This window comes from Variovorax boronicumulans (genome assembly GCF_030812215.1).
Lineage (GTDB): Bacteria > Pseudomonadota > Gammaproteobacteria > Burkholderiales > Burkholderiaceae_C > Variovorax > Variovorax boronicumulans_C.
Genome location: NZ_JAUSSG010000004.1, coordinates 130,816 through 152,262, shown reverse-complemented (window position 1 = coordinate 152,262; position 21,447 = coordinate 130,816). Strand labels below are relative to the sequence as shown.

The window sequence follows — 21,447 nt, the reverse complement described above, 5'->3', positions numbered from 1 at the left end:
CTGCTGAGCAACCGGCCGTGGCGTCCAGCGACCCGTCCGCCGACCACACCCTCGGCCAGCGGGTGCTGCGCGAGCACGTTGCCTCTGTCTACGACACCTATATCGTCTCGACGCTGACCCATATGGCGTTCGTGGTGGTGTTCGGCTGCATCATCTATTCGCAGCTACGCAACCTGAGCCTGTTGTTCTGGATCGGCGGCCTGGTGATTGCCGACATCTACGTCTTCTTCACGCCGCGCTGGACCCCGCTGCGCCCTGCGCGGGAAAGCGCGTACTGGGCACGCAAGATCTCCCGCATGGTCACGCTGGTCAGCATGATCACGGCGGTGGTGCCCTGGCTCATCGTGCCCTACGACAACCTGCCGATGACCTCGCTGCTGATGGCGGTGATCGTGGGCAGCTGCGCCCGGGCGGCGCAGTCGCTCTGGCCGCTGAAGTCGGCACTCTTCGGCTACACGCTCCCGATGTCGCTGGGCCTGATCACCGCGCTGGCATGGCAGGGCGATGGCCTTCATCTTTTCCTGGCGGCGGCCGGCGCGGCCTACCTGCTGCTGACGCTGCGCGCGGGCATCGGCCAGCACAGGCTGCTGACCGAATCGCTCATGCTGCGCTTCGAGAACGAGGCCCTCGCCGCGCGCCTGGGCGAGCAGATCGCCGCAACCGAGCGCGCCAGCGAAGAGAAAACGCGCTTCCTCGGCACCGCCAGCCACGACCTGCGCCAGCCGCTGCACGCCATCGCACTTTTCGGCGCCGCCCTCGAGAACGAACTGCGCGACCGCCCCGAGGGCCGCAATGCCGAGCGCCTGATGCGGGCGGTGAATGCGCTCGGTGCCTCGCTGGACACCATGCTCGACGTCTCGCGGCTCGATGCGGGCGTGATCACGCCGGTGCCGCAGCCGGTGCAGCTGGACGCGCTGTTCCTGCCGCTCAACCACACCTTCTCGGCGCGCGCCGAGCAGAAACAGCTGCAGCTGCGCGTGCGCGCCAGCGGCCTGTGGGTGCACAGCGATCCGCAACTGCTGCACCGCATGCTGTCGAACCTCATGGACAACGCGCTCAAGTACACGGCCCACGGCGGCGTGACGGTGATAGCGCGCGAGCGCGGCGATTCGGTGTGGGTCGAGGTGCGCGACACAGGGATCGGCATCGCCGCCGAGCAGTCGGGGCGCATCTTCGAAGAGTTCTATCAGATCAACAATCCGGGCCGCGACCGCTCCCGGGGCCTGGGCATCGGCCTGTCGATCGTGCAGCGGCTGTCGCGGTTGCTCGGCCATCCGGTGCAGATGCATTCGCGACCGGGGCGGGGAACCCACTTCCGTGTCGTGCTGCCGGCCGCACGTGCGCAGGCCGGCGGGTTGCTGCCTTCTTCCTTTCCATCCGAGACGGCCGACGCATCGCAGCAGGCGCCGCAGCGCAGGGTCGCAGCGCCGCTGCCGGGGCGCGTGCTGCTGTTGGACGACGAACTCGAGATCCGCGAGGCCATGATGGGCCTGCTGCGCTCGCACGCGATCGATGCGCACGCCGTGGCCGACGAGGCCGGTGCTGCCGCAGCCTTGCAAAAAGCGCACGGTGAAGGCCGCCCGTTCGACTTGCTGTTGTGCGACTACCGCCTGGCCGATGGCGTAGACGGCCTCGATGCCGGCCTGCGCCTCAGCCAGGGGCCGGGCGAGGGGCGCGCCGAAATCCCGCTGCTGCTGATCACTGGCGAGACCTCGCCGGCCCGCCTGCAGCGTGTGCGGGAATCGCAGGTGCCGGTGTTGTTCAAGCCGGTCGTGGCGGCCGCGCTGCTCCAGGCGATGGCCGAACTGACCGCAGCGAAGCCGGCTGCCGAGCCGTCGCTGATCGACGTCTGAGAACATTCGTAGTAGTTAAATACCGATCGCCGAATAATCGCTCGTGTAAAGAGCGGTTGGCATGACTTTCGGCACTGGTGAGCGTTCACCCCATCCCGTAACTTCGTGGCATCGAACGGCTTTCGGCCGGTGCAGGCGGGCAGTTTCCGCCTCACGTTGAATCATCGAAAAAACGGAGAAGACCCAGTGAAATTCAAGCTTGCGGCGGTGGCCGTCGCAGTGGCGGCAACGCTTGCCCTGACGGCATGTGGTGGTGGCGCTATCGGACCGAGTACGTCTTTCCCGATGGCGGCGGCGTGATCTACACGAAGGACTTGTCGCAGGCGGCCACTTTCAGCTTCTACGGCCTCGCGCCCCAGGGCAACAGCACGGCCTTCATCCAGCAGGCGAACACCGAAGGCGCCAAGGGCGCGGGCCTCGTCGGCGGCATGGGGTTGCCCAGCGGCTCGATCCAGACGCTCTACTTCACGCCGGTCAATTGCAGCAGCGGGCCGCTGTGCATGCCGGTGTCGCTGTTCGGCCTCTGAGCCAGCCGGACACACCAGACACACACTCGCGCAGAGGCAAAAAAATCAGGGAACCAGGGGGAAAGGGAGAAGAGAAGAAGTGAAGAGCGGCCCCGGCGAAAGCGGGGGCCGCTTCTTTTTTTCCAGCGTCTGCCCAGTCAGCCGAGCAGGGCCTGCGCGAATTCGCGCGCGTTGAAGGTCTCGAGGTCTTCGAGCTTTTCCCCCACGCCGATGAAGTAAACCGGGATCGGCCGCTCGCGCGCGATGGCGCACAGCACGCCGCCCTTGGCCGTGCCGTCCAGCTTGGTCACGATCAGGCCGGTGAGGCCCAGTGTCTCGTCGAAGGCCTTGACCTGCGCGAGCGCGTTCTGCCCGGTGTTGCCGTCGATCACCAGCAGCACCTCGTGCGGTGCGCTGGCGTCGGCCTTGGTGACCACGCGCTTGATCTTCTTGAGCTCGTCCATCAGGTGCAGCTGCGTTGGCAGGCGGCCGGCGGTGTCGACCAGCACCACGTCCTTGCCGCGCGCCTTGCCGGCATTCACCGCGTCGAAGCTCACGGCCGAGGGGTCGCCGCCCTCGTTGCTCACGATTTCGACCGTGTTGCGGTCGGCCCAGATCAGCAGTTGCTCCCGCGCCGCGGCCCGGAAGGTGTCGGCGGCCGCCAGCAGCACCGAGGCGCCCTCGGTGGCCAGGTGCTTGGTGAGCTTGCCGATGGAGGTGGTCTTGCCCGCGCCGTTGACGCCCGCCACCATGATGACCGTGGGCGTGAACTGGCCGATGACCAGCGGTTTCTCGAGCGGGCGCAGCAGATCGGCGATGGCTTCGGCCAGCAGCACCTTGACCTGCGCCGCGTCGGTGGCCATCTGGCGCTTGACGCGGACCTTCAGGTCGTCGAGCAGGTACTCGGTGGCCTTGACGCCGGTGTCGGCCATCAGCAGGGCGGATTCGAGCTCTTCGTACAGCGCGTCGTCGATCTGCGCGTTGACGAACACGGCCTGGATGCCGGTGCCCGTTTTGCGCAGGCCGGTCTTGAGCTTGTCGAACCAGCTCTTGCGCTCGGGAGGCGCGGCTGCTTCGATGACGACGGGTGTCGGGGCAGCGACAGGAGCGGGGGCGGCGGGAGGAGGCGCCGGGATGGGCGCAGGCGCGGCAACCGGTGTTGGCGTGGGGGCTGGAGTCGGAGCGGGGGCCGGGGAGGGTGCTGGGGGTGCCGCCGGCGCAGGCGCCGGCTCTTCGGCTGCGGCCTTTCCGCCAAACCAGCTCGAAGGCGAGAACACCGAGCGAGCCGGTGCTGCCTCGGCAACAGGTGCGGGGGCGGCGGGCGTCGGTTCGGCTGGCGGGGGAGGCGCCGGCGCGACCGGGGTTTCGGCAGGCGGTTTTTTCTTGAAGAAACTGAACATCAGGAGCTTTTTACAATCCGACCCATTCTATGAAACACCTCTCGCCACGCAGTACTGCGTCTGGTGCGGTGCTGGCGGTGGCGCTGATGGCGTCCGGGGCCATGCATGCCCAAGCCCAGTCCACGCCGACCCCCGCTTCCACCTCCGCCACCACCGCGGCAGCTCCGGGTCCCCAGCAATTCACCCTCGCGAACGGCATGACGCTGATCGTCCAGCCCGACCGGCGCGCGCCCACCGCGGTGCAGATGGTCTGGGTCCGCGTCGGCTCCATGGACGAGGTCGACGGCACCTCCGGCGTTGCACATGCGCTCGAACACATGATGTTCAAGGGCACCAAGAGCATCAAGCCCGGCGAGTTCTCGCGCCGCGTGGCGCAACTCGGTGGCCAGGAAAACGCCTTCACCACCCGCGACTACACCGGCTACTACCAGCAGATTCCGGTCGGCAGCCTCGAACAGGTGATGAAGCTCGAGTCCGACCGCTTCGCCAACAACCAGTGGCCCGACGACGAGTTCAAGCGCGAGATCGAGGTCGTCAAGGAAGAACGCCGCCTGCGCACCGAAGACCAGCCCCGCGCGCTGCTCGGCGAACAGCAGAACGCCGCCGTCTTCATCGCCTCGCCCTACCACCGCCCGGTGGTCGGCTGGATGAGCGACCTGGACGCGATGACGCCTGACGACGCCCGCGAATTCCACAAGCGCTGGTACGTGCCCGCGAATGCGGTGCTTGTGGTGGCCGGCGATGTCGACGTCGCCAAGGTCCGCGCGCTGGCCGAGAAGTACTACGGCGTCATCCCGTCGCGTGCCGTGCCCACACGCAAGCCGCGCATCGAACCGGTGCAGCGCGGCATCCGCCGCCTCGAATTCAAGGCACCTGCCGAGCAGGCATATGTGTCGCTCGCCTACCGCGTGCCGCAGCTCGCGAACATCGACGACACGAACAGCGATTCGTGGGCGCTCGTGGTGCTCTCGGCCGTGCTCGACGGCTACGCCGGTGCGCGCCTGGACCGCGCGCTCACGCAGGGCCCCGACCGCGTGGCCGATTCCGCCGGCGCCTATTCGGGCTTCATCGGCCGAGGCCCGCAGCTTTTCGTGCTGGACGGCGTGCCTGCCCACGGCAAGAGCGCCGAAGTGGTCGAAGCCGCGCTGCGCGCCCAGGTGGCACGCATCGCCAAGGACGGCGTGGGCGAAGCCGAACTGGCCCGCGTCAAGACCCAATGGGTGGCGAGCGAAACCTACAAGCGCGACTCGGTGATGGCGCAGGCGCGCGAACTGGGCAGCAACTGGATCCAGGGCCTGCCGTTCGACGCGAGCGAACGCATCGTCGCCCGGCTGCAAGCCGTCACCGCAGCCCAGGTGCAGGCCGTGGCTGCCAAATACTTCGGCGACGACCAGCTCACGGTGGCCACGTTGCGTCCCCTGCCGCCCGAAGCCAAGCCCCGTGGCCGCGGCTTCGCGGCACCCGCAGGCGAGATGCGCTGAAAGACAGGTCCGGAATCTCCATGAACACTCTCAAGAAACTGGCGCTGCGCGCCGTGTTTGCCGGCACCGCCGTCCTCGGCCTGACCAGCGCGCAGGCCGCGCTCCCCATCCAGCACTGGGCGCTCCCGAACGGCGCCCGGATCTATCTCGTGTCGACCAACGCGCTGCCGATCGTCGACGTGCAGGTCGACTTCGACGCCGGCAGCCGGCGCGACCCGGCGCCGCAGGCGGGCCTGGCCAGCGCGACGTCGGCGATGGTCGAGAAGGGCGTGCGCGCCGGCAAGAACGGCGAGCCGGCGCTCGACCAGAACGCCCTGGGCGAAGCCTGGGCCGACCTGGGCGCGAGCTTCGACGTGAGCGCGGGCACGGACCGCATGAGCTATTCGCTGCGCACGCTTTCCGATCCGGCGCTGCTCGGCAAGGCCGTCGCGCTGGCCTCGCGCGAACTCGGCGAGCCCTCGTTCCCCGACGACGTGTGGCTGCGCGAGCGCGAACGCATCAACGCTTCCATCAAGGAGGCCAACACCAAGCCCGCGACCATCGCCGGCCGCGCGTTCGCGCAGGCCGTCTACGGCGTGCATCCGTACGGGCAAGAGGTCACCGAGGAAACGTTGGCGCGCATCGACACCGCTGCGATGCGCGAGCGCTACCAACAGCTCATCGTGCCGTGCCGCGCCAAGCTCAGCATCGTGGGCGCGGTCACGCGCGCCGAGGCCGAGTCGATCGCGATCACGCTGATGTCGCGCCTGCCCGCGGCCGACCGCTGCGCGCCGCTGCCCGCCATCGCGCCCGTGGCCGCGCTCGCCGGGCCGAAGGACGAGCGCATCCCGTTCGACTCCGCCCAGGCCCACGTCTTCATCGGCCAGCCCGGCTACCCGCGCAAGGACCCCGACCACTTCGCGCTCACACTCGGCAACTATGTGCTGGGCGGGGGCGGTTTCGTCTCGCGCCTGACCAACGAGGTGCGCGAGAAGCGCGGCCTCACCTACAGCATCTACAGCGGCTTCGCGCCGGGGCTCGATGCGGGCGCCTTCCGCATCGGCTTCCAGACCCGGCCCGACCAGGCCGAGGAGGCCGTGAAGATGTCGCGCGAAGTGCTGGCGAAGTTCGTGGCCGAAGGCCCGACCGAGAGCGAGCTGAAGGCCGCGAAGGACAACCTGATCGGCGGTTTTCCGCTGCTGCTGGACAGCAACCGCAAGCTCATCGGCAACGTCGCCAACATCGCCTGGCACGACCTGCCGCTGGACTATCTCGATACCTGGACCACACGCATGAACGCCGTCACGGCGGCCGACATCAAGGCGGCGTTTGCGCGCAAGCTGCAGCCCGCACGGATGGTGACGGTGGTGGTGGGCGGCAAGTAGCCGCTACGCCAGTGCGTGCGGGCCGCTTGTCGCGGCCGCACGCACCGCCGCGCCGAGCCGCTTGAGCAACTGCGGCGCCGCGCGCGCCTGCTGCCAGTAAAGCGGCACCGGCAGCGTCGAGCCGGGCACCAATTCCACCAGCGCACCTTCGCGGATCGCGTCGGCCACCATGCTGGCCGGATGCATGCCCCAGCCCATGCCCGCGCATGCCGCCTCGACGAACGCGTTCGACGATGGAATCCAGTGCCGCGGCGTCTCGACGTTGCGATGGCAGATGCGGCGTACCCAGCGCGCCTGCAAGCGGTCCTTGCGGTCGAACACCAGGCTGGGCGCGCTCGCCAGCGTTCGCGCGCCGACTCCCTTGGCGAAATGCCGCTTCACGAATTCGGGGTTCGCGGCCGCCACGTAGTGCATCGTGCCCAGCGCCTCGCTGTTGCAGCCGGCCACCGGCTCGGCCAGCGCGGTCACCGCCGCGAGCACGGCGCCGCTGCGCAGGCGCTCGGCCGTGTGGTCCTGGTCGTCCACCGAGAGATCGAGCAGCGCGGCTTCCTCCTGCACGGCGAAGGTCGTGGCCGCGGCCATGAACCAGGTCGCCAGGCTGTCGGCATTGACGGCCACGCGCACCGTGACGTGTTCGTGCGCCTCGCCCCCCATGCCGAGGGCGGGGAGGGCGTCGCGCAGTTCGTGCTCCAGCATGCCCACGCGCTCCACGTGCCGGCACAGCTGCAGGCCCGCTTCGGTGGCGACGCAGGGTTGGCCGCGCACCAGCAGCGCGCCGCCCGTGCGCTCTTCGAGCAGCTTCACGCGCTGCGAGACGGCCGAGGGCGTGACATTCAACGCGCGCGCGGCGCGCTCGAAACTGCCTTCGCGCACGACGGCAGCCAGGGCATTGAGGGCGGCGTAGTCGAGCATCTTGATTTAGCCAAACTGAATTGAAGTTAAGAGGTTTAGTTTGAATTAATACCTGACGCGCGGCAAGCTTGGGCCCATGTCTGCCGAATTCGCCACCACCGCTTTCTTCCACGGGCTCTTCATGAGCCTGGTGCTCATCGTCGCCATCGGCGCCCAGAACGCCTATGTGCTGCGACAGGGATTGCGGCGCGAGCATGTGAGCGCCGTGGTGCTGTTCTGTGCGGCCAGCGACGCTGTGCTGATCGGCGCCGGCGTGGCCGGCATGGCCGAGGCGCTGAGGGGCCGGCCGATGCTTGCGACGGTGCTCGCGGGGCTCGGCGCGGCGTTCCTGTGTGCGTACGGTTTGCGCGCGCTCTGGCGTTCGCGCCAGCCCGGCGCCCTGCAGGCGACGGCGCAGGGCGTTTCGCTCTCGCGCGCGGCCGTGGTGGCGCAGGCGGCGGGCTTCACGCTGCTGAACCCGCATGTCTACCTGGACACGGTGCTGCTCGTAGGCAGCGCGGGCGCGCAGTACGCAGGCTCGCTCAAGGTCTGGTTCGTCGCGGGCGCCTCGATGGCCAGCGTGCTGTGGTTCACCGCGTTGGGCTTCGGCGCGCGGTTGCTCGCGCCTGTGTTCGCGCGTCCGCGCGCCTGGCAGATGCTCGACGCGCTGATCGGCGGCACCATGCTCGTGCTGGCCGCGATGCTGGCGCGGCGTGCCTTGACGGGCGCCTGAGCGGCCGGTCGCCGATGCCGCGGCGTTAAGCTCGCCGCATGCCCCAGAAGAAAGCCGCCGCAGCCCCCCGTCCGCCCGCAGCCAAGCGCCCTGCGCGCCCAGCGCGACCCAGCGAGGTCCGCATCATCGGCGGGCAATGGAAGCGCACCCGTCTCGCGGTGGCCGACAAGCCGGGCCTGCGCCCCACGCCCGACCGCGTGCGCGAGACGCTCTTCAACTGGCTCGCGAGCCTGGCGGGCGCGGGCGGTGGCGAACTGCCGGGCTGGCATTGCATCGACGCCTTCGCGGGCACCGGTGCGCTCGGCCTGGAGGCGGCTTCACGCGGCGCGGCCAACGTGCTGCTGTGCGAGCAGGATGCGGGTCTGGTCGCGCAACTGCAGGCCGCGAAAACCAAGCTGTCGGCCGAGGCCGTGCGCATCGAGCGCGGCAACGGCGTCACGGCGCTGGAGCGCACGACCGCGGGCAGCCTGCACGCCGTCTTTCTCGATCCGCCCTTTGACAGCACTGCGCTCTACGAGCCTGCCCTGCGCGCCGCGGCGCGCGCGCTGCGCCCCGGCGGCGTCGTTTATCTCGAAGCCCCGCGCCAATGGAACGACGAGGAACTGGCAGCCTTCGGCCTCGCAAGCTTTCGTTACCTGAAAGCCGGTGCGGTGCATGCGCACCTGTTGCGGCTGGCCTCGGAGGGGACTGCATAATCCGCCGAACAAGCCGCACCGGCTGCATGAGGAACAAGCAACCATGGCCAGCAACGTCATCGCGGTTTATCCGGGCACATTCGATCCCATCACCCTCGGTCACGAGGACGTGGTGCGCCGTGCAACCCAACTCTTCTCCAAGGTGATCGTCGCCGTCGCGGCGGGCCATCACAAGAAGGCGCTGTTCACCCTGCAGGAGCGCATGGACATGGCCCGCGAGGCCGTCAAGCCCTACAGCGACCAGGTCACCGTCGAGAGCTTTTCGGGGCTCCTGCGCGACTTCGTGGTGGCGCGCGGCGGCAAGGCCATGGTGCGGGGCCTGCGCGCCGTGACCGACTTCGACTACGAATTCCAGCTCGCCGGCATGAATCGCTCGCTGATGCCGGATGTCGAGACCGTGTTCCTCACGCCCAGCGACAAGTACCAGTTCATCTCCAGCACCTTCGTGCGCGAGATCGCCATGCTCGGCGGCGAGGTCAACAAGTTCGTCTCGCCGAACGTCGAGCACATGCTGGCGGCGAAAGTTCGCAGCCTCGGCCGTGAATAAACCGCGATGAGCGGCTTGCCGCCACCCCGCCTGCATCTGCTCGGGGATGCAGCGCTCCTGTGCGAGCTGCCGGCGCCGGCCACGCTGGTGCAGCAGCAGCGCATCTGGGCGCTGGCCGCCGAAGCCCGCGAATGGCCCGGCGTCGGCGAAGTGCTGCCGGGCATGAACAACCTCACGCTGACCTTCGATCCGACCGCGATCGAACTCGATGCACTCACCGCGCAGGTACTCGAAGCCTGGCCGAAGCTTTCTGCCAAGGCCGTCGAAGGCCGGCTGGTCGAGATCCCCGTTGCCTATGGCGGCGAGCACGGACCTGACCTCGGCGACGTCGCGGCCCACACCGGCCTCACGCCGGCGGAAGTCGTGCGGCGCCACAGCGCGGGTGAGTACGTGGTGTACCTGCTCGGATTTCTCCCTGGCTTCGCCTTCATGGGCGGCCTTGCCCCCGAACTTGCCACGCCCCGCCGCGCGGAGCCGCGCACCGCGGTGCCCGCGCGCTCGGTCGGCATCGGCGGCGAACAGACCGGCATCTATCCGCTGGTGTCGCCGGGCGGCTGGCAGCTCATCGGCCGCACGTCGCTCGAGATGTTCGACCCGACGGCCGGGTCGCCCACCCTGCTGCGTCCGGGAGACCGCGTGCGCTTCGTCGTCGAGAGCGTGCAGACATGATCGTCGTCCAGAAGCCCGGCCTGCTGGCCTCGGTGCAAGACCTCGGGCGGCACGGCCATCGCCAACTGGGCATCTGTCCCGGCGGCGCGCTCGACGTGCTGGCGCTCACGCTCGCGAACCGGCTGGTCGGCAATGTGGATGGCGCCGCGGGCCTCGAACTCACGATGGGCGGCTGCGAAGTGCGCTTCGAGACCGACACGCGCATTGCGCTCGCCGGTGATGACTTCAGCGCGCAGCTCGACGGCATGCCGCTCTGGCCCTGCTGGAGCGTGCCGGTGGCGGCGGGGCAGGTGCTCAAGCTCCAGGGCGCGAACGCGTCTGGCGCGAAAAAGACGGGCCTGCGCAGCTGGCTCGCGATTGCGGGCGGCATCGACGTGGCGCCCATGCTCGGCTCGCGCAGCACCGACCTCAAGGCCGGCTTCGGCGGCCACGAAGGCCGGGCCCTGCGCAAGGGCGACAAGCTGCCGCTGGGCCCGTCGCGGCTCGACGCCGCACAGCGCGCACGCAAGCCCTTCGGCCTGCGCGGCCCCGACTGGGGCCCCGAAGAAGCCGACGGCGCTATCGCCCTGCGCGTGCTGCCCGGTCCCGAATTCGAACAGTTCACGCTCGCCGCGCGCGAGGTGCTGTGGGGCGAGCGCTGGCGCATCACCTCGCAGAGCAACCGCATGGGCAGCCGGCTCGCGGGCGCCGAACTCAAGCGCAAACGCGCGGGGGACATGCTCTCCTCGGGCGTGATTCCCGGCACGATCCAGGTGCCGCCCTCGGGCCAGCCGATCATCCTGATGGGCGATGCGCAGACCACAGGCGGCTATCCGCGCATCGGCGTGGTGATTCGCGCCGACCTCTGGAAGCTCGCGCAGGCGCCGCTCAACGGCAAGCTGCGCCTCGTGCAGGTCGACATGGCCGAGGCGCTGGCCGCGTGGGCCGAGCAGCAGCGCTACCTGGCGCAGGTGGCACAAGGCCTCGCCGTGGCAGGCTGGCCGGGTGCGGCATAGACTGTGCGAGCACACCGCCAGCGGGCCGCGCCGGTGCCGGCCCGTTGAAGAAGAAGGAACCTTCCCCATGCACATCGACCTCAATGCCGATCTCGGCGAAGGCGCCGGCAGCGACGAAGCGCTGCTCGGCCTCGTGAGCTCCGCCAACATCGCCTGCGGCTGGCACGCGGGCGACGCCAAGACCATGCGCCAGTGCGTGCGCTGGGCCATCGAACACGGCGTGGCCATCGGCGCGCACCCGAGCTTTCCCGACCGCGAGAACTTCGGCCGCAGCACCATGCACCTGCCGCCCGACGAGATCGTCTCCAACGTGCTCTACCAGGTCGGCGCGCTCGCCGCGATCGTCAAGGCCGAGGGCGGCCAGCTCGCGCATGTGAAGGCGCACGGCCAGCTCTACAACCAGGCGGTGAAGGAACCGGAGCTCGCCGATGCGCTCTGCGAGGCTGTGCGCCGCTTCGACCCCACGCTCAAGTTCTTCGGCCTCGCCGGCAGCAACATGATCGACGCCGCGCGCCGCGCCGGCCTCACGCCCGTGGAAGAAGTGTTCGCCGACCGCGGCTACATGCCCGACGGCAGCCTCGTGCCGCGCAGCCAGCCCGGCGCGCTGATCGAGAGCGAGGAGCAGTCGATCGCGCAGACCCTCTCGTTCGTGCGCGACCACCGGGTGACCGCCATCGACGGCAGCACGGTGGCGGTCAATGCACAGACCGTGTGCCTGCACGGCGACGGCGCGCATGCGCTGGCCTTTGCGCGCCGCATCCGCGAGCGGCTGCAGGCCGAAGGCATTGCCGTTCGCGCGATGGCTTGAACCGTGTGCACGGCATGCGCAACAAGACCGAAGCGAAACGCATGAGCGTCCTGCTGACCGGCTTCGACCCGTTCGACCGCAAAGCCATCAATCCTTCGTGGGAGGCCGTTCGCGCACTCGACGGCGTGAAGATCGGCCGCGCCACCGTGCATGCGCGCCAGATGCCGTGCGTTTTCGGCGACGCCATCGAGGCGCTGGCCAACGCCATGGACGAACTGAAGCCGCAGTTGGTGCTCTGCGTCGGCCAGGCCGGTGGCCGCGCCGAGATCACGCCCGAGCGCATCGCGATCAACATCGACGACGGGCGCATCGCCGACAACGCGGGTCACCAGCCGATCGACCTGCCGGTGGTGCCAGGCGCACCGGCTGCGTACTTCTCGACGCTGCCGATCAAGGCCATCGTGCGCGACCTGCGCGCGGCCGGCATTCCTGCTTCGGTGTCGAACAGCGCGGGCACTTTCGTCTGCAACCACATCTTCTACGGGCTGATGCACCGCATCGCGACGCATCCGGTATCCGGTTTGCTGGGCGTGCGCGGTGGTTTCATCCACATTCCCTACCTGCCCGAGCAGGCGGCGCGTTTTCCGGGTGCGCCGAGCATGTCGCTCGCCACGATGACCGAGGCGCTGCGCATCTCGGTCGCCACCGCGCTCGCGGTGAAACAGGACGTGGCCGAGACCGGCGGCCAGCTGCACTGAGAGGCTGAGCCTTTTCAGGCCGACGGAAACGTCTTCGCGAGCCAGGCGTTCAACGCCGCGTTGACGAAGTCGGGCTTCTCCATCGTCAGCATGTGGCCGCACTGCGGCACCCACACCACCTCGGCCTGCGGCAGCAGCGCCGCCATTTCTCGTGTGTGCTCGGGCGGCGCGAGCTTGTCGTCGTCGCCGCACATCAACAGCACCGGGGCGCGCAGCGAGGCCAGGTGCAGACGCGCATCGGGGCGCCGCATCACCGCGCGGTTCTGGGCGATGAGCTGGGCCGTGCCGGCATCCAGCACGATGTCGAGATAGCGCTGCACCAGCACCGGGTCGTCGGCCTGCGTGGGGTGGAAGGCGAAATAGACATTCGCCTCGATCACGTCGCGCGCCTCGCCGCGTTCGAAGAGTTCGATGGCGGCTTCGCGCATCTCGAACATGTCGGGCGGCTCGGGCCGCGCGCTGGTGCCCAGCAGGGCGAGCCCTGCGATGCGTTCGGGCGCCTGGCGGGCCGCTTCCATCGCGACCATGCCGCCCATCGACGCACCGCAGAGCACCAGCGGCCCCGCATGTTCGCGCAGCACGGCAGCGGCCATGGCTTCGATGGTGTCGTTGCGCGTCTGGACGTCGCTCACGCGGGCGTCGAATGCGGAGGGAAGGGCAGGCCGCTGGGCCTCCCAGAGGCGCTCGTCGCAGGCGAGGCCGGGCAGTAGAACGAGGTGGGGCATGGGGCGATTTTGCGCGATCGCGAAAGCCGGCATAACGGCATAGGTCACGGCATAGGCTTCATGGCCAGCAGCCATTGCGGGTCTTGATCGACATACTTTCGGGCGCTGCGCGACGCACTTCGCGCGCGCATTCGCGCTTCAAGTCGAGGACAACAAATGAACCTGGTTCAACGTGCGCAGGACATCCTGCTCAAGCCCAAGGCCACCTGGCCCGTGATCGATGCGGAGCCGGCCGATGCCGCTTCGCTCTACAAGAATTACGTGATGATCCTCGCGCTCATTCCCGCGGTGGCGAGTTTCATCGGCCTCTCGGTGGTCGGCCTCGGCGCCTTCGGTGTCAATTTCCGCGTGCCGATCGTCGCGGGGCTTGCCAACATGGTCGTGGGCTACGTGCTGTCGCTGGTGATGGTGTTCGTGCTCGCTCTCATCATCGATGCGATGGCACCGACCTTCGAAGGCACCAAGAGCCAGGCCGGCGCGCTCAAGCTGTCGGCCTATGCCAGCACGGCGGGCTTCGTCGGCGGCATCTTCAGCCTGCTGCCATCGCTGTCGGTGTTGGGCGCGGTGGCGGCGCTCTACGGCATCTACCTGCTCTACCTGGGCTTGCCGGTGCTGATGAAGTGCCCGCCCGACAAGGCCATCGCGTACACGGCGGTGGTGGTGATCTGCGCCATCGTCGGCGGCTTCGTGATCGCCTGGGTGCTGGCATTGCTCACGCCGTCGCCCGCGCGCGTCGGCATGGGCACGGGCATGGGTTTCGTGGGCGAAGCGGTGGCGGCCGTGCAACAGCTGGCAGCCGCAAAGACCTGAGCGTCACGCGCCCGGTGGAAAATGGGCGGCAATGCCAACGCCCAAACCCGACACCACCACCGACATCATCCTGATCCGTCACGGCGAAACCGCCTGGAACCGCGAGTTGCGCTTCCAGGGGCATGCGGATGTGCCGCTCAACGACATCGGCCATGAACAGGCGCGCCGCATCGGCCTGAGGCTCGCGGGAGAAACGGCGCAGCACCTGATCAGCAGCGACCTCATGCGCGCCCAGCAAACAGCCGCCCCGGCGGCGCTGCAGCTGTCGCTGCCGGTGGTCACTTCGGCGGGGTTGCGGGAGCAGTACTTCGGCATCGTCGAAGGCATGCGCTCCGACGAGATCCAGAGCCTGCATCCGCGCGCGTGGGAAGAGTGGCTGGAGTTCCGCGAAGACCACGCGATGCCCGAAGGCGAGACGGCACGCGAGTTCCATGCACGCATCGTCGCGGCGCTCGGCACGATCGCCACCGCCCACAAGGGGCAGCACCTGATCATCGTCACCCACGGCGGTGTGCTCGACATGGTGTGGCGCACCGCGAAGGGGCTGAGCCTGAGCGGGCCGCGCCGGAGCGACATTCCCAATGCGGGCTTCAACCGCATCCGCATCGCCGATCCGGCTGCGCCGGATGCGATCGAGATCGTCGAGTGGGCCGACACACGCCACCTCGCCGATTTGCCGCCGCAGCCGGCCTACGACCAGACGCGGCACCTGAAGAGCAAGGGCTGAGGCGCTTCGTTCAGGCTCTTGCCGGCACGCTTCCAGCGGCGAGTTGCCCAAGGCCGAGCCGTGCATAGACGGACCCCGCCTGCCGCCGCAGCCGCAGCGACTCGGGCTGGCCGTTGAGCTGCTGCTGCAGGATGCCTTGTGCCGCAGCGAGTGTCGACTCGCTGCCGGTGCGCACCAGTGCATCGAGGTACACCTGCTCGAACAGATCGCGCTGTGCGTGGCTGCCGCCGATCTCGATCATGCGCGGCAGCGCGACGCCGAGCCCCTCGATGGCACCTGCGAAATCGCCGCGCGCATGGGCCACAAGTCCGTGCGCGGCTGGCACGCACACCCGTTGCCAGGCGGCGCGCGTCGAGGGCGGTGCGCCGGGCGCGAAGGCCTCGATGTTGCGCAGCAGCACGTCGGCCTCGGCCCGCCCGGCGCGCGCGAGGCCGTAGAGGTATTGCAGGTCGAGGAAGGGCAGCACGTGGTCGGCCTGGCGCTGCAGCAGGTAGCCGGCCACGTCGTCCCAGCGCGCACCGACGTCGATGCCTGCGAGCTCCAGCCGCGCGAGGAGTGACACGGCGCCGATCTGGTCTTGCGAGTAGTCCTTCACCACGCCCCAGGCATGCGCGTCGTACACCGCGAGCGCCTCGGCGTCGCGGCCCAGGTCGATGAGGAAGAGCGCCACATGCCACCAGTTGTGTGTGACCATGAAAGAGTTGAGTCCGACCCAGGTGTCGCTCACGCTCTCCATGAACGCCAGGCCTTCGGCGAGCCGGCCCTCGGTGAGCATCACATGCGCGAGCGCGTGGTGCGCCCACGGCTCCTTGCGGCACATGGCGATGGCCAGCCGCGCGCTGGCCTCGGCCTCGCGCATCAGGTGGCATTGCTCGTAGCCGAAGGCAGCCATGCCGTGCACGTAGGGCACGTCGGCGGCGGAAGGAAGCACCGCGAGCGCGAGCCGCAGCATGCCGGGGCAGTCACCGGTGTTGAAGCAGTGGTACTGGCCCAGCTTGACCGAGACGAGGTCGCGCGGAAATTCGTGTGCCTGTTCTGCATGCAGCGCGATGGCGCGGGCGATGTCGCCATCGGCCCATGCGTCGATGGCCGCGATGTAGCGTTGCTCGCGCGGCGTGGCACGCGCAGCGCCGACACGGGCCTTCGCGAGAAACGGCCTTGCATTCGCCACGGCATCGCGCGATTCGGCAAAGAGGTGCAGCGTCGCGCAGTACGCCTGCACGATGGGGCTCGCATCGGTGTCGGCCAGTGCGATGAGGTTGACGGCGCGCGACTCGGTCGAGATGAATCCCATGACGAAGTCCTCGACCAGCGCGAGGCTGGCGGGGTCGTCCAGGGTGAGCGGATTGCCGAGGCTGTCGGCGGCGTGCGGGGTTCCGGAGGGCATGGCGGCATGGTGCCACGCCCCCGGGACACCGGGAAGGGCTTCAGACGCCGGCTTGCTGGTGGCGGTACTCCTGGGTCTTTCCGCCGTAGCCGTAGGCCGCGCCGCGCGCATCGATCACGTGGATGTACGACACCTCGTGCAGGTTCGGCCGGATCTTCGCCATGGCCGCATGCACCTCGCGCAGGTAGCGCGCCTTCTCGGCCTTGGTGTTGGTCTCGTCGGTGATGCTGATGTCCAGGTGAAAGGCCGACTTGCCCAGCGACGCCAGCGTCTGGCCGCCGATGAACCAGGCGTCGGCGGCGATGTACTGCACGGTGATGGCGATCACCGGCAACTGCTTGCCGAGCACGCTCTGGGTGAGTTCGGCGACGGTGTCGACGGTCTTGCGGGTGAGGACGGCGTCGGGTTCGCCGGAGAGGTGGACAACGATGTGGGGCATGGCGGACTCCTGTGGAATGAATGAACGATGGGGTGATTGTGGGATTCCGATGGTCATCGGAAAAGCGGGAAGATATGATGAGAGCCATCGGTTTATCGAATGGATGGAGCCATGCAGACCTTCGATCTCGAACAACTTCGCACCCTCGCGGCGGTGATCGACGCGGGCAGCCTCACGGCCGCCGCGCCCCGCGTGTTCCTCTCCCAGTCGTCCGTCAGCGAGCAGATGCGCAAGCTCGAGGAGCGCGCGGGCCAGTCGCTGCTCACGCGCAGCAAGGCCGGCGTCGCGCCCACCGAAGCGGGCACGCGGCTGCTGGCGTATGCGCGGCGCATCCTCGCGCTCAGCGACGAGGCGTTCCGCGACCTGCACGGCGAAACGCTGCAGGGTGAGCTGCGGCTGGCCGTGACCGACTACTTCCGTCCCGGCGATCTCACGCAGCTGCTCGGGCGCCTCGGCGAAAGCTATCCGCAGGTGCGGCTGAACGTGACCATCCTGAAGAGCGATGCACTGCGCGCCGCCTATGCCCACGGCGACTTCGACGTCGGCCTGGCGATGGACATCGCGGGCGCATCGTTGTCCTCGGCGCAGGGCGCGAAGGCCTCGCTGATCCGGCGCGAATCGCTCGCATGGCTGGGCGCCACCGGCCTGCGCGTGGCGCGGGGCGAGCCGGTGCGGCTGCTGGCGCTGCCGGACACCTGCTCGCTGCACCAGTTCACCGTGGCGCTGTTGCGGCGGCGGCGCGTGCCGTATGTGCTCGCTCACGTGGCGTCAGGCGTGGCAGGCTTGCAGTCGGCGCTGGCCGCGGGGCTGGGGGTCGCGTGCCTGAACGAATCCGCGGTGTGCGAGGGCGTGACCCGGCTGGCGCCGCCGCACGGCCTGCCGGCCCTGCCCAAGGTCGCGTTCCAGCTCCTGCCCGGGCGCCGGGGCGAGACGGCGTTCGTGACCCGGGCCCGCGAGATGCTGGCCACCCATCTGGCGTGAAGATGGTTTGAGGAGACCAGGGTGGCGCGGGATTTGCGTCATCCCCGCCATGGACGCGCCACAACCCAACAACCTGCCGCTGCTGCGCCATTCCCGTTTCGATGACGCGCAGGCGATCTTCTCGGGCACCTTGTTCGTCGCCATCGCGATGATGCTGTTCGGCCAGGCAGGCCTGCTCACGGGCGGCACGGCGGGCGTCGCGTTCATCCTGCACTACGCCACCGGCGTGAGCTTCGGCAAGCTGTTCTTCCTGGTGAACCTGCCGTTCTACTGGTTCGCCTGGCGCCACATGGGTCGCGCCTTCACGCTCAAGACCTTCTCGGCGATCGCGTTGCTCTCGGTAATGACCGATTGGGCCCCGCGCTACCTGTCGATCGATTCACTCCATCCGGCCTTTGCGGCGGTGTTGGGTGGCCTGCTGCTGGGCACGGGCTGCCTGTTCCTCGCGCGCCATCGCGCCAGCCTCGGCGGCGCGACGGTGTTGACGCTGTACCTGCAGGAAAAGCGCGGCTGGCCTGCCGGCAAGGTGCAGATCGGCATCGACTGCACGGTCGTGCTGCTCGCGCTGTTCGTGGTTCCACCGCAGCGCGTGGCGTGGTCGGTGATGGCTGCGGTGGTGATGGGACTCTTCTTGTGGATCAACCACAAGCCGGGCCGCTACGCCGCCACCTGAGAGGCTGAGGGACTGAGAGGCACCACAGGCCAGGGCCGCTGGGCCTCGCGAATCTGCTCGAACGCACGCGACACGCGCAGCACGCCGAGGTCGTCGAACCGGTGTCCCGCAATCTGCAGCCCGATCGGCAACCCGCTCGCCGAATACCCGCAGTTCACCGAAGACGCCGGCTGCTCCGACATGTTGAACGGCACCGTGAAGCCAATGTGCTCCAGCGGACGCAGCGGATCGTTGGTCGGCGAAGGCGCCTCCGCCGCTGCCGGCATGTTCGGCGACACGGGCGAGATCACGTAGTCGAAGCGCGCGCACGCCTGCACCGCCGCCACGCGCGTTGCATGGAACTGGCTGAAGCTGCGGAACACATGCTCGCCGCTGAACTCGGCCGCGCTCTCGGCCCATTCGCGGATGTAGGGCAGCACCTTGGCGCGCTGGTCGGGGCGCAGCGCCTTCATGTCCACCAGCGAGCGCATGCGCCACAGGTGGTCCATGCCGTCGAGCATGGCCTGCGACATGAAGGGCTGCATGGTCTCGACGATCGCGCCAGCTTTCTCGAACAGGCGGGCGGCGTGTTCGACCGCCGTCTGGATCTCCGGCTCGACCGCGAGGCCGCAGCCCGCATCGAGCAGCAGCCCGATGCGGAGGCCACGCAGGTGGTCGGGCGACACGTCGAAGGCGGCCCAGTCGATGTCCTGCGCCGGCAGGCTCATGCTGTCGCGCGCGTCGGGCTTCGAGAGCGCCTGCATCATCAGCGCGGCATCGCCGACGGTGCGGGTCATCGGCCCCGCGGCGCGGCCCATGTAGGGCGGATCGATCGGGATGCGGCCCAGGCTCGGCTTGAGCGTGAAGATGCCGCACCAGCTCGCGGGCAGCCGCAGCGACCCGCCGATGTCGGTGCCCAGGTGCAGCGGACCGTAGCCCGCCGCAGATGCTGCACCAGCGCCAGCGCTGGAACCACCGGGCGTCTTGCTCAGGTCCCACGGGTTGCGCGCGAGCTTGTGGAAGCTCGACAGGCCCGACGACAACATGCCGTAGTCCGGCATGGTCGTCTTGCTCACGATCACCGCGCCGGCTTCCTTCAGGCGCGCGGCCGGTGGCGCGTCGGCGGTGGCGGGCTTCAGGTCGACGGCGGCGGTGCCGGCGGGCATCGGGTCGCCGCGCGTGGCGATGTTTTCCTTGATGGTGGCCGGCACGCCGTCGAGCGGGCCGAACGCATCGCCGCGCTGCCAGCGCGCTTCCGACGCGCGCGCCTGTGCGAGCGCGGCCTCGGGGCGAAAGAGCCAGGTGGCCTGCAGGTGCGGCTCCCAGCGCTCGATGTGCGCGATCACGGCCTCTGTGACCTCCACCGGCGACAGGCGCTTGTCGCGGTAGGCGGCCGAGAGTTCTTGCGCGGAGAGTTCGTTCAACGGTGAGGAGGACACGTCGATCCCTATCCCCAGGACAGGGCCGACAGGTCGTTCACGAAGATCGGGTTCTCCTTCCAGAGGCCCTTCACGTTCTTCTTGGCGATCGTCGGGAACTGCGGCTGGTACAGGAAGCCGTTGGCCGCGTCGGTGGCCAGCATCTTCTGCGCATCGCCCAGGAGCTTGTTGCGCTCGGCGGCGTTGGCCGTGGTCTTGATCTTGTCGAACAGCGTGTTGAAGGCCTTCGACTGGTAGCCCCAGTAGTAGTCCGACTTGGCGTAGTTGCCCAGGTCGAAGGGCTCGACGTGCGAAATGATCGACAGGTCGTAGTCCTTGTTGCCGTAGGTGCCGCTCAGCCACTGCGCCCACTCGACGTTCTGCACCTTCACCACGATGCCGATCTTGGCGAGCTGGGCCACGATCACCTCGCCGCCCTGGCGCGCGTAAGGGGGCGGCGGCAGCGTCATCTTGAGCTCGAGCGGCGTCTTCACGCCGGCTTCTGCGAGCAGCTTCTTGGCCTTCTCGATGTCGAAGGGGTTGACGCCCGTGGTGTCGACGAAGCCCGCCGCGCCCGGCACGTAGTGGCTGCCGATCGGCACGCCCAGGCCGTCGGCGGCGCCTTCGATCACCGCCTTGCGATCGATGGCCGCGAGGATGGCGCGGCGCACGCGCACGTCGTCCAGCGGCTTCTTCTGGTTGTTGATCGACAGGATGGTCTTGGCGCGCGAACCCGCCAGGATCACCTGGAACTGCGGGTTCATCTTGAACTGCGGCACCACGCGCGTGCCGATGCGGGTGAACACGTCGATGTCGCCCGCCATCAGCGCGGCGGCCTGCGCGGCGCTGTCGGCGATGAAGCGGAAAGTCACCTTGTTGATCTTGGCAGTGGCGGGGCTGCGGAAGCCCTCCCACTTGCTCAGCGTGAGTGAGGAGCCCTTGGCCCAGGCGTCGAGCTTGTAGGGGCCGGTGCCCACCGGCTTGGTGGCGTTGCCGTCGGCACTCTTGGGCTCCACGATCACGGCCGTGGCCTGGCCCAGCACGAAGGGCAGGTCGGGGTCGATCTCCTTGTTGATGACCACCACGGTGTAGTCGTCCACCACCTGCGTCGCGAGGTTGGCGAAGGTGCGCTTGTCCTTGTTGGTGCTCTTCTCGCCGCCGGCGCGGTCGAACGAGAACTTGACGGTGGCGGCGTTGAAGGGCTCGCCGTTCTGGAACTTCACGCCGCGCTTGAGCTTGAAGGTGTAGGTCTTCAGGTCGGGCGAGATTTCCCAGCTCTCGGCCAGCAGCGGCGTGACGCTGCCGTCGGCGTTGATCTTGGTGAGCGTCTCCAGGATGTTGTATTGCACGATCTCGGCAATCGCGGCGGCGGCACCGGCCGTCGGGTCCAGGCCCGGCGGTTCGAGCGCCATGCCGATCACGATGGCGTCCTTCCGCCCTTGGGCCATGCTGGCCAGCGGGGTGGCCAGCGCGACGGTGGCGCCGGCGGTGGTGAGGAGGGTGCGACGGTTCAACATAGGTGGGTATCTCCGGAAAACGGCCAGGGTCGAATGACTGCTTCGGCGCCGACCGTGCCCCGAAGGGAGGCGCGGCGCCACGAAAGACAAGGCACGCAGCACGAAAGATGCCACGTGCGCAGCGGATCATTCTCTCGCAGCGGGTGGCCCG

22 protein-coding genes are annotated in these 21,447 nt (G+C 68.7%); 15 read left to right on the top strand and 7 right to left on the bottom strand.

Going from position 1 to position 21,447, the window contains the following annotated elements; translation table 11 throughout:
• The first annotated feature begins 17 nt into the window (after window positions 1-17).
• Together J2W23_RS12645 and J2W23_RS12640 are read left to right on the top strand one after the other, a co-directional pair.
• Complete coding sequence (locus J2W23_RS12645; protein ID WP_307648978.1) at window positions 18-1,853, top strand: ATP-binding response regulator; 1,836 nt, start codon at window positions 18-20, stop codon at window positions 1,851-1,853.
• Window positions 1,854-2,098: 245 nt separating this feature from the next.
• Window positions 2,099-2,380, top strand: a complete 282-nt coding sequence (locus J2W23_RS12640) for a hypothetical protein (RefSeq protein WP_307648977.1) — start codon at window positions 2,099-2,101, stop codon at window positions 2,378-2,380.
• A gap of 137 nt (window positions 2,381-2,517) precedes the next feature.
• Here J2W23_RS12640 and ftsY read toward each other — a convergent pair whose 3' ends face one another.
• The gene (gene ftsY, locus J2W23_RS12635) at window positions 2,518-3,759 is read right to left on the bottom strand and encodes a signal recognition particle-docking protein FtsY (RefSeq protein ID WP_307648976.1); all 1,242 of its coding nucleotides are present in this window, start codon (window positions 3,757-3,759) and stop codon (window positions 2,518-2,520) included.
• Between the two features lie 29 nt (window positions 3,760-3,788).
• Here ftsY and J2W23_RS12630 point away from each other — a divergent pair, with 29 nt between their 5' ends.
• Entirely contained in the window at window positions 3,789-5,240 is a 1,452-nt protein-coding gene (locus J2W23_RS12630) for a M16 family metallopeptidase (protein WP_307648975.1), read from the top strand.
• A gap of 20 nt (window positions 5,241-5,260) precedes the next feature.
• On the top strand, window positions 5,261-6,604 hold the full coding sequence (locus J2W23_RS12625; protein WP_176659231.1) for a M16 family metallopeptidase: 1,344 nt from the start codon (window positions 5,261-5,263) through the stop codon (window positions 6,602-6,604).
• 3 nt (window positions 6,605-6,607) lie between these two features.
• Here J2W23_RS12625 and J2W23_RS12620 read toward each other — a convergent pair whose 3' ends face one another.
• Complete coding sequence (locus tag J2W23_RS12620) at window positions 6,608-7,516, bottom strand: LysR family transcriptional regulator ArgP (RefSeq protein ID WP_307648974.1); 909 nt, start codon at window positions 7,514-7,516, stop codon at window positions 6,608-6,610.
• 76 nt (window positions 7,517-7,592) lie between these two features.
• Between J2W23_RS12620 and J2W23_RS12615 the strand changes: the two genes are divergently transcribed.
• The 7 genes from J2W23_RS12615 (at window position 7,593) to pcp (ending at window position 12,640) form a co-directional block, all read left to right on the top strand.
• Window positions 7,593-8,228, top strand: a complete 636-nt coding sequence (locus J2W23_RS12615) for a LysE/ArgO family amino acid transporter (RefSeq protein WP_307648973.1) — start codon at window positions 7,593-7,595, stop codon at window positions 8,226-8,228.
• Between the two features lie 38 nt (window positions 8,229-8,266).
• Complete coding sequence (locus J2W23_RS12610; RefSeq protein WP_307648972.1) at window positions 8,267-8,923, top strand: RsmD family RNA methyltransferase; 657 nt, start codon at window positions 8,267-8,269, stop codon at window positions 8,921-8,923.
• Between the two features lie 43 nt (window positions 8,924-8,966).
• Window positions 8,967-9,470, top strand: coding sequence for a pantetheine-phosphate adenylyltransferase (gene coaD / locus J2W23_RS12605; RefSeq protein WP_042582798.1), 504 nt, complete (start codon window positions 8,967-8,969; stop codon window positions 9,468-9,470).
• A 6-nt stretch (window positions 9,471-9,476) separates the two neighbouring features.
• Complete coding sequence (gene pxpB / locus J2W23_RS12600; RefSeq protein WP_307648971.1) at window positions 9,477-10,139, top strand: 5-oxoprolinase subunit PxpB; 663 nt, start codon at window positions 9,477-9,479, stop codon at window positions 10,137-10,139.
• A complete protein-coding gene (locus J2W23_RS12595; RefSeq protein ID WP_307648970.1) occupies window positions 10,136-11,134 on the top strand; it encodes a 5-oxoprolinase subunit C family protein in 999 nt (332 codons plus the stop codon). The genes pxpB and J2W23_RS12595 overlap by 4 nt, the downstream gene beginning before the upstream one ends.
• A gap of 67 nt (window positions 11,135-11,201) precedes the next feature.
• Window positions 11,202-11,942, top strand: a complete 741-nt coding sequence (gene pxpA, locus J2W23_RS12590) for a 5-oxoprolinase subunit PxpA (protein ID WP_176659237.1) — start codon at window positions 11,202-11,204, stop codon at window positions 11,940-11,942.
• A gap of 41 nt (window positions 11,943-11,983) precedes the next feature.
• Window positions 11,984-12,640, top strand: coding sequence for a pyroglutamyl-peptidase I (gene pcp, locus J2W23_RS12585; protein ID WP_307648969.1), 657 nt, complete (start codon window positions 11,984-11,986; stop codon window positions 12,638-12,640).
• A 14-nt stretch (window positions 12,641-12,654) separates the two neighbouring features.
• On the opposite strand, the gene J2W23_RS12580 is transcribed toward pcp, so the two are convergent.
• Window positions 12,655-13,365, bottom strand: coding sequence for an alpha/beta fold hydrolase (locus tag J2W23_RS12580; protein WP_176659239.1), 711 nt, complete (start codon window positions 13,363-13,365; stop codon window positions 12,655-12,657).
• A 156-nt stretch (window positions 13,366-13,521) separates the two neighbouring features.
• Between J2W23_RS12580 and J2W23_RS12575 the strand changes: the two genes are divergently transcribed.
• Window positions 13,522-14,175, top strand: coding sequence for a Yip1 family protein (locus J2W23_RS12575; protein WP_307648968.1), 654 nt, complete (start codon window positions 13,522-13,524; stop codon window positions 14,173-14,175).
• Window positions 14,176-14,206: 31 nt separating this feature from the next.
• A complete protein-coding gene (locus tag J2W23_RS12570) occupies window positions 14,207-14,902 on the top strand; it encodes a histidine phosphatase family protein (protein WP_307648967.1) in 696 nt (231 codons plus the stop codon).
• A 10-nt stretch (window positions 14,903-14,912) separates the two neighbouring features.
• Here J2W23_RS12570 and J2W23_RS12565 read toward each other — a convergent pair whose 3' ends face one another.
• On the bottom strand, window positions 14,913-16,289 hold the full coding sequence (locus tag J2W23_RS12565) for a tetratricopeptide repeat protein (protein ID WP_307648966.1): 1,377 nt from the start codon (window positions 16,287-16,289) through the stop codon (window positions 14,913-14,915).
• Window positions 16,290-16,329: 40 nt separating this feature from the next.
• Complete coding sequence (locus J2W23_RS12560; protein WP_176659243.1) at window positions 16,330-16,728, bottom strand: tautomerase family protein; 399 nt, start codon at window positions 16,726-16,728, stop codon at window positions 16,330-16,332.
• A 111-nt stretch (window positions 16,729-16,839) separates the two neighbouring features.
• On the opposite strand from J2W23_RS12560, the gene J2W23_RS12555 reads away from it, so the two are divergent.
• Window positions 16,840-17,709 carry a LysR family transcriptional regulator gene (locus J2W23_RS12555; RefSeq protein WP_307648965.1) on the top strand — a complete coding sequence of 290 codons (870 nt, stop codon included), beginning with the start codon at window positions 16,840-16,842 and terminating at the stop codon, window positions 17,707-17,709.
• 49 nt (window positions 17,710-17,758) lie between these two features.
• A complete protein-coding gene (locus J2W23_RS12550) occupies window positions 17,759-18,382 on the top strand; it encodes a YitT family protein (protein ID WP_307648964.1) in 624 nt (207 codons plus the stop codon).
• Here the strand turns inward: J2W23_RS12550 and J2W23_RS12545 are convergent.
• Window positions 18,367-19,785 (bottom strand): amidase, encoded by a 1,419-nt coding sequence (locus J2W23_RS12545; protein ID WP_307648963.1) that lies wholly within the window; start codon window positions 19,783-19,785, stop codon window positions 18,367-18,369. The genes J2W23_RS12550 and J2W23_RS12545 overlap by 16 nt on opposite strands.
• A gap of 23 nt (window positions 19,786-19,808) precedes the next feature.
• Window positions 19,809-21,296, bottom strand: a complete 1,488-nt coding sequence (locus J2W23_RS12540) for an ABC transporter substrate-binding protein (protein ID WP_307648962.1) — start codon at window positions 21,294-21,296, stop codon at window positions 19,809-19,811.
• Window positions 21,297-21,447 lie beyond the last annotated feature (151 nt).

What these genes read in the sequence shown, in the direction of transcription:
- J2W23_RS12580 (WP_176659239.1), bottom strand. Translation starts at nt 13,365, where the DNA reads ATGCCCCACCTCGTTCTACTGCCCGGCCTCGCCTGCGACGAGCGCCTC.
- J2W23_RS12620 (WP_307648974.1), bottom strand. Translation starts at nt 7,516, where the DNA reads ATGCTCGACTACGCCGCCCTCAATGCCCTGGCTGCCGTCGTGCGCGAA.
- J2W23_RS12540 (WP_307648962.1), bottom strand. Translation starts at nt 21,296, where the DNA reads ATGTTGAACCGTCGCACCCTCCTCACCACCGCCGGCGCCACCGTCGCG.
- pcp (WP_307648969.1), top strand. Translation starts at nt 11,984, where the DNA reads ATGAGCGTCCTGCTGACCGGCTTCGACCCGTTCGACCGCAAAGCCATC.
- J2W23_RS12565 (WP_307648966.1), bottom strand. Translation starts at nt 16,289, where the DNA reads ATGCCCTCCGGAACCCCGCACGCCGCCGACAGCCTCGGCAATCCGCTC.
- J2W23_RS12640 (WP_307648977.1), top strand. Translation starts at nt 2,099, where the DNA reads ATGTGGTGGTGGCGCTATCGGACCGAGTACGTCTTTCCCGATGGCGGC.
- J2W23_RS12630 (WP_307648975.1), top strand. Translation starts at nt 3,789, where the DNA reads ATGAAACACCTCTCGCCACGCAGTACTGCGTCTGGTGCGGTGCTGGCG.
- coaD (WP_042582798.1), top strand. Translation starts at nt 8,967, where the DNA reads ATGGCCAGCAACGTCATCGCGGTTTATCCGGGCACATTCGATCCCATC.
- J2W23_RS12555 (WP_307648965.1), top strand. Translation starts at nt 16,840, where the DNA reads ATGCAGACCTTCGATCTCGAACAACTTCGCACCCTCGCGGCGGTGATC.
- J2W23_RS12550 (WP_307648964.1), top strand. Translation starts at nt 17,759, where the DNA reads ATGGACGCGCCACAACCCAACAACCTGCCGCTGCTGCGCCATTCCCGT.
- J2W23_RS12625 (WP_176659231.1), top strand. Translation starts at nt 5,261, where the DNA reads ATGAACACTCTCAAGAAACTGGCGCTGCGCGCCGTGTTTGCCGGCACC.
- J2W23_RS12570 (WP_307648967.1), top strand. Translation starts at nt 14,207, where the DNA reads ATGCCAACGCCCAAACCCGACACCACCACCGACATCATCCTGATCCGT.
- J2W23_RS12575 (WP_307648968.1), top strand. Translation starts at nt 13,522, where the DNA reads ATGAACCTGGTTCAACGTGCGCAGGACATCCTGCTCAAGCCCAAGGCC.
- pxpB (WP_307648971.1), top strand. Translation starts at nt 9,477, where the DNA reads ATGAGCGGCTTGCCGCCACCCCGCCTGCATCTGCTCGGGGATGCAGCG.
- pxpA (WP_176659237.1), top strand. Translation starts at nt 11,202, where the DNA reads ATGCACATCGACCTCAATGCCGATCTCGGCGAAGGCGCCGGCAGCGAC.
- ftsY (WP_307648976.1), bottom strand. Translation starts at nt 3,759, where the DNA reads ATGTTCAGTTTCTTCAAGAAAAAACCGCCTGCCGAAACCCCGGTCGCG.
- J2W23_RS12560 (WP_176659243.1), bottom strand. Translation starts at nt 16,728, where the DNA reads ATGCCCCACATCGTTGTCCACCTCTCCGGCGAACCCGACGCCGTCCTC.
- J2W23_RS12610 (WP_307648972.1), top strand. Translation starts at nt 8,267, where the DNA reads ATGCCCCAGAAGAAAGCCGCCGCAGCCCCCCGTCCGCCCGCAGCCAAG.
- J2W23_RS12595 (WP_307648970.1), top strand. Translation starts at nt 10,136, where the DNA reads ATGATCGTCGTCCAGAAGCCCGGCCTGCTGGCCTCGGTGCAAGACCTC.
- J2W23_RS12615 (WP_307648973.1), top strand. Translation starts at nt 7,593, where the DNA reads ATGTCTGCCGAATTCGCCACCACCGCTTTCTTCCACGGGCTCTTCATG.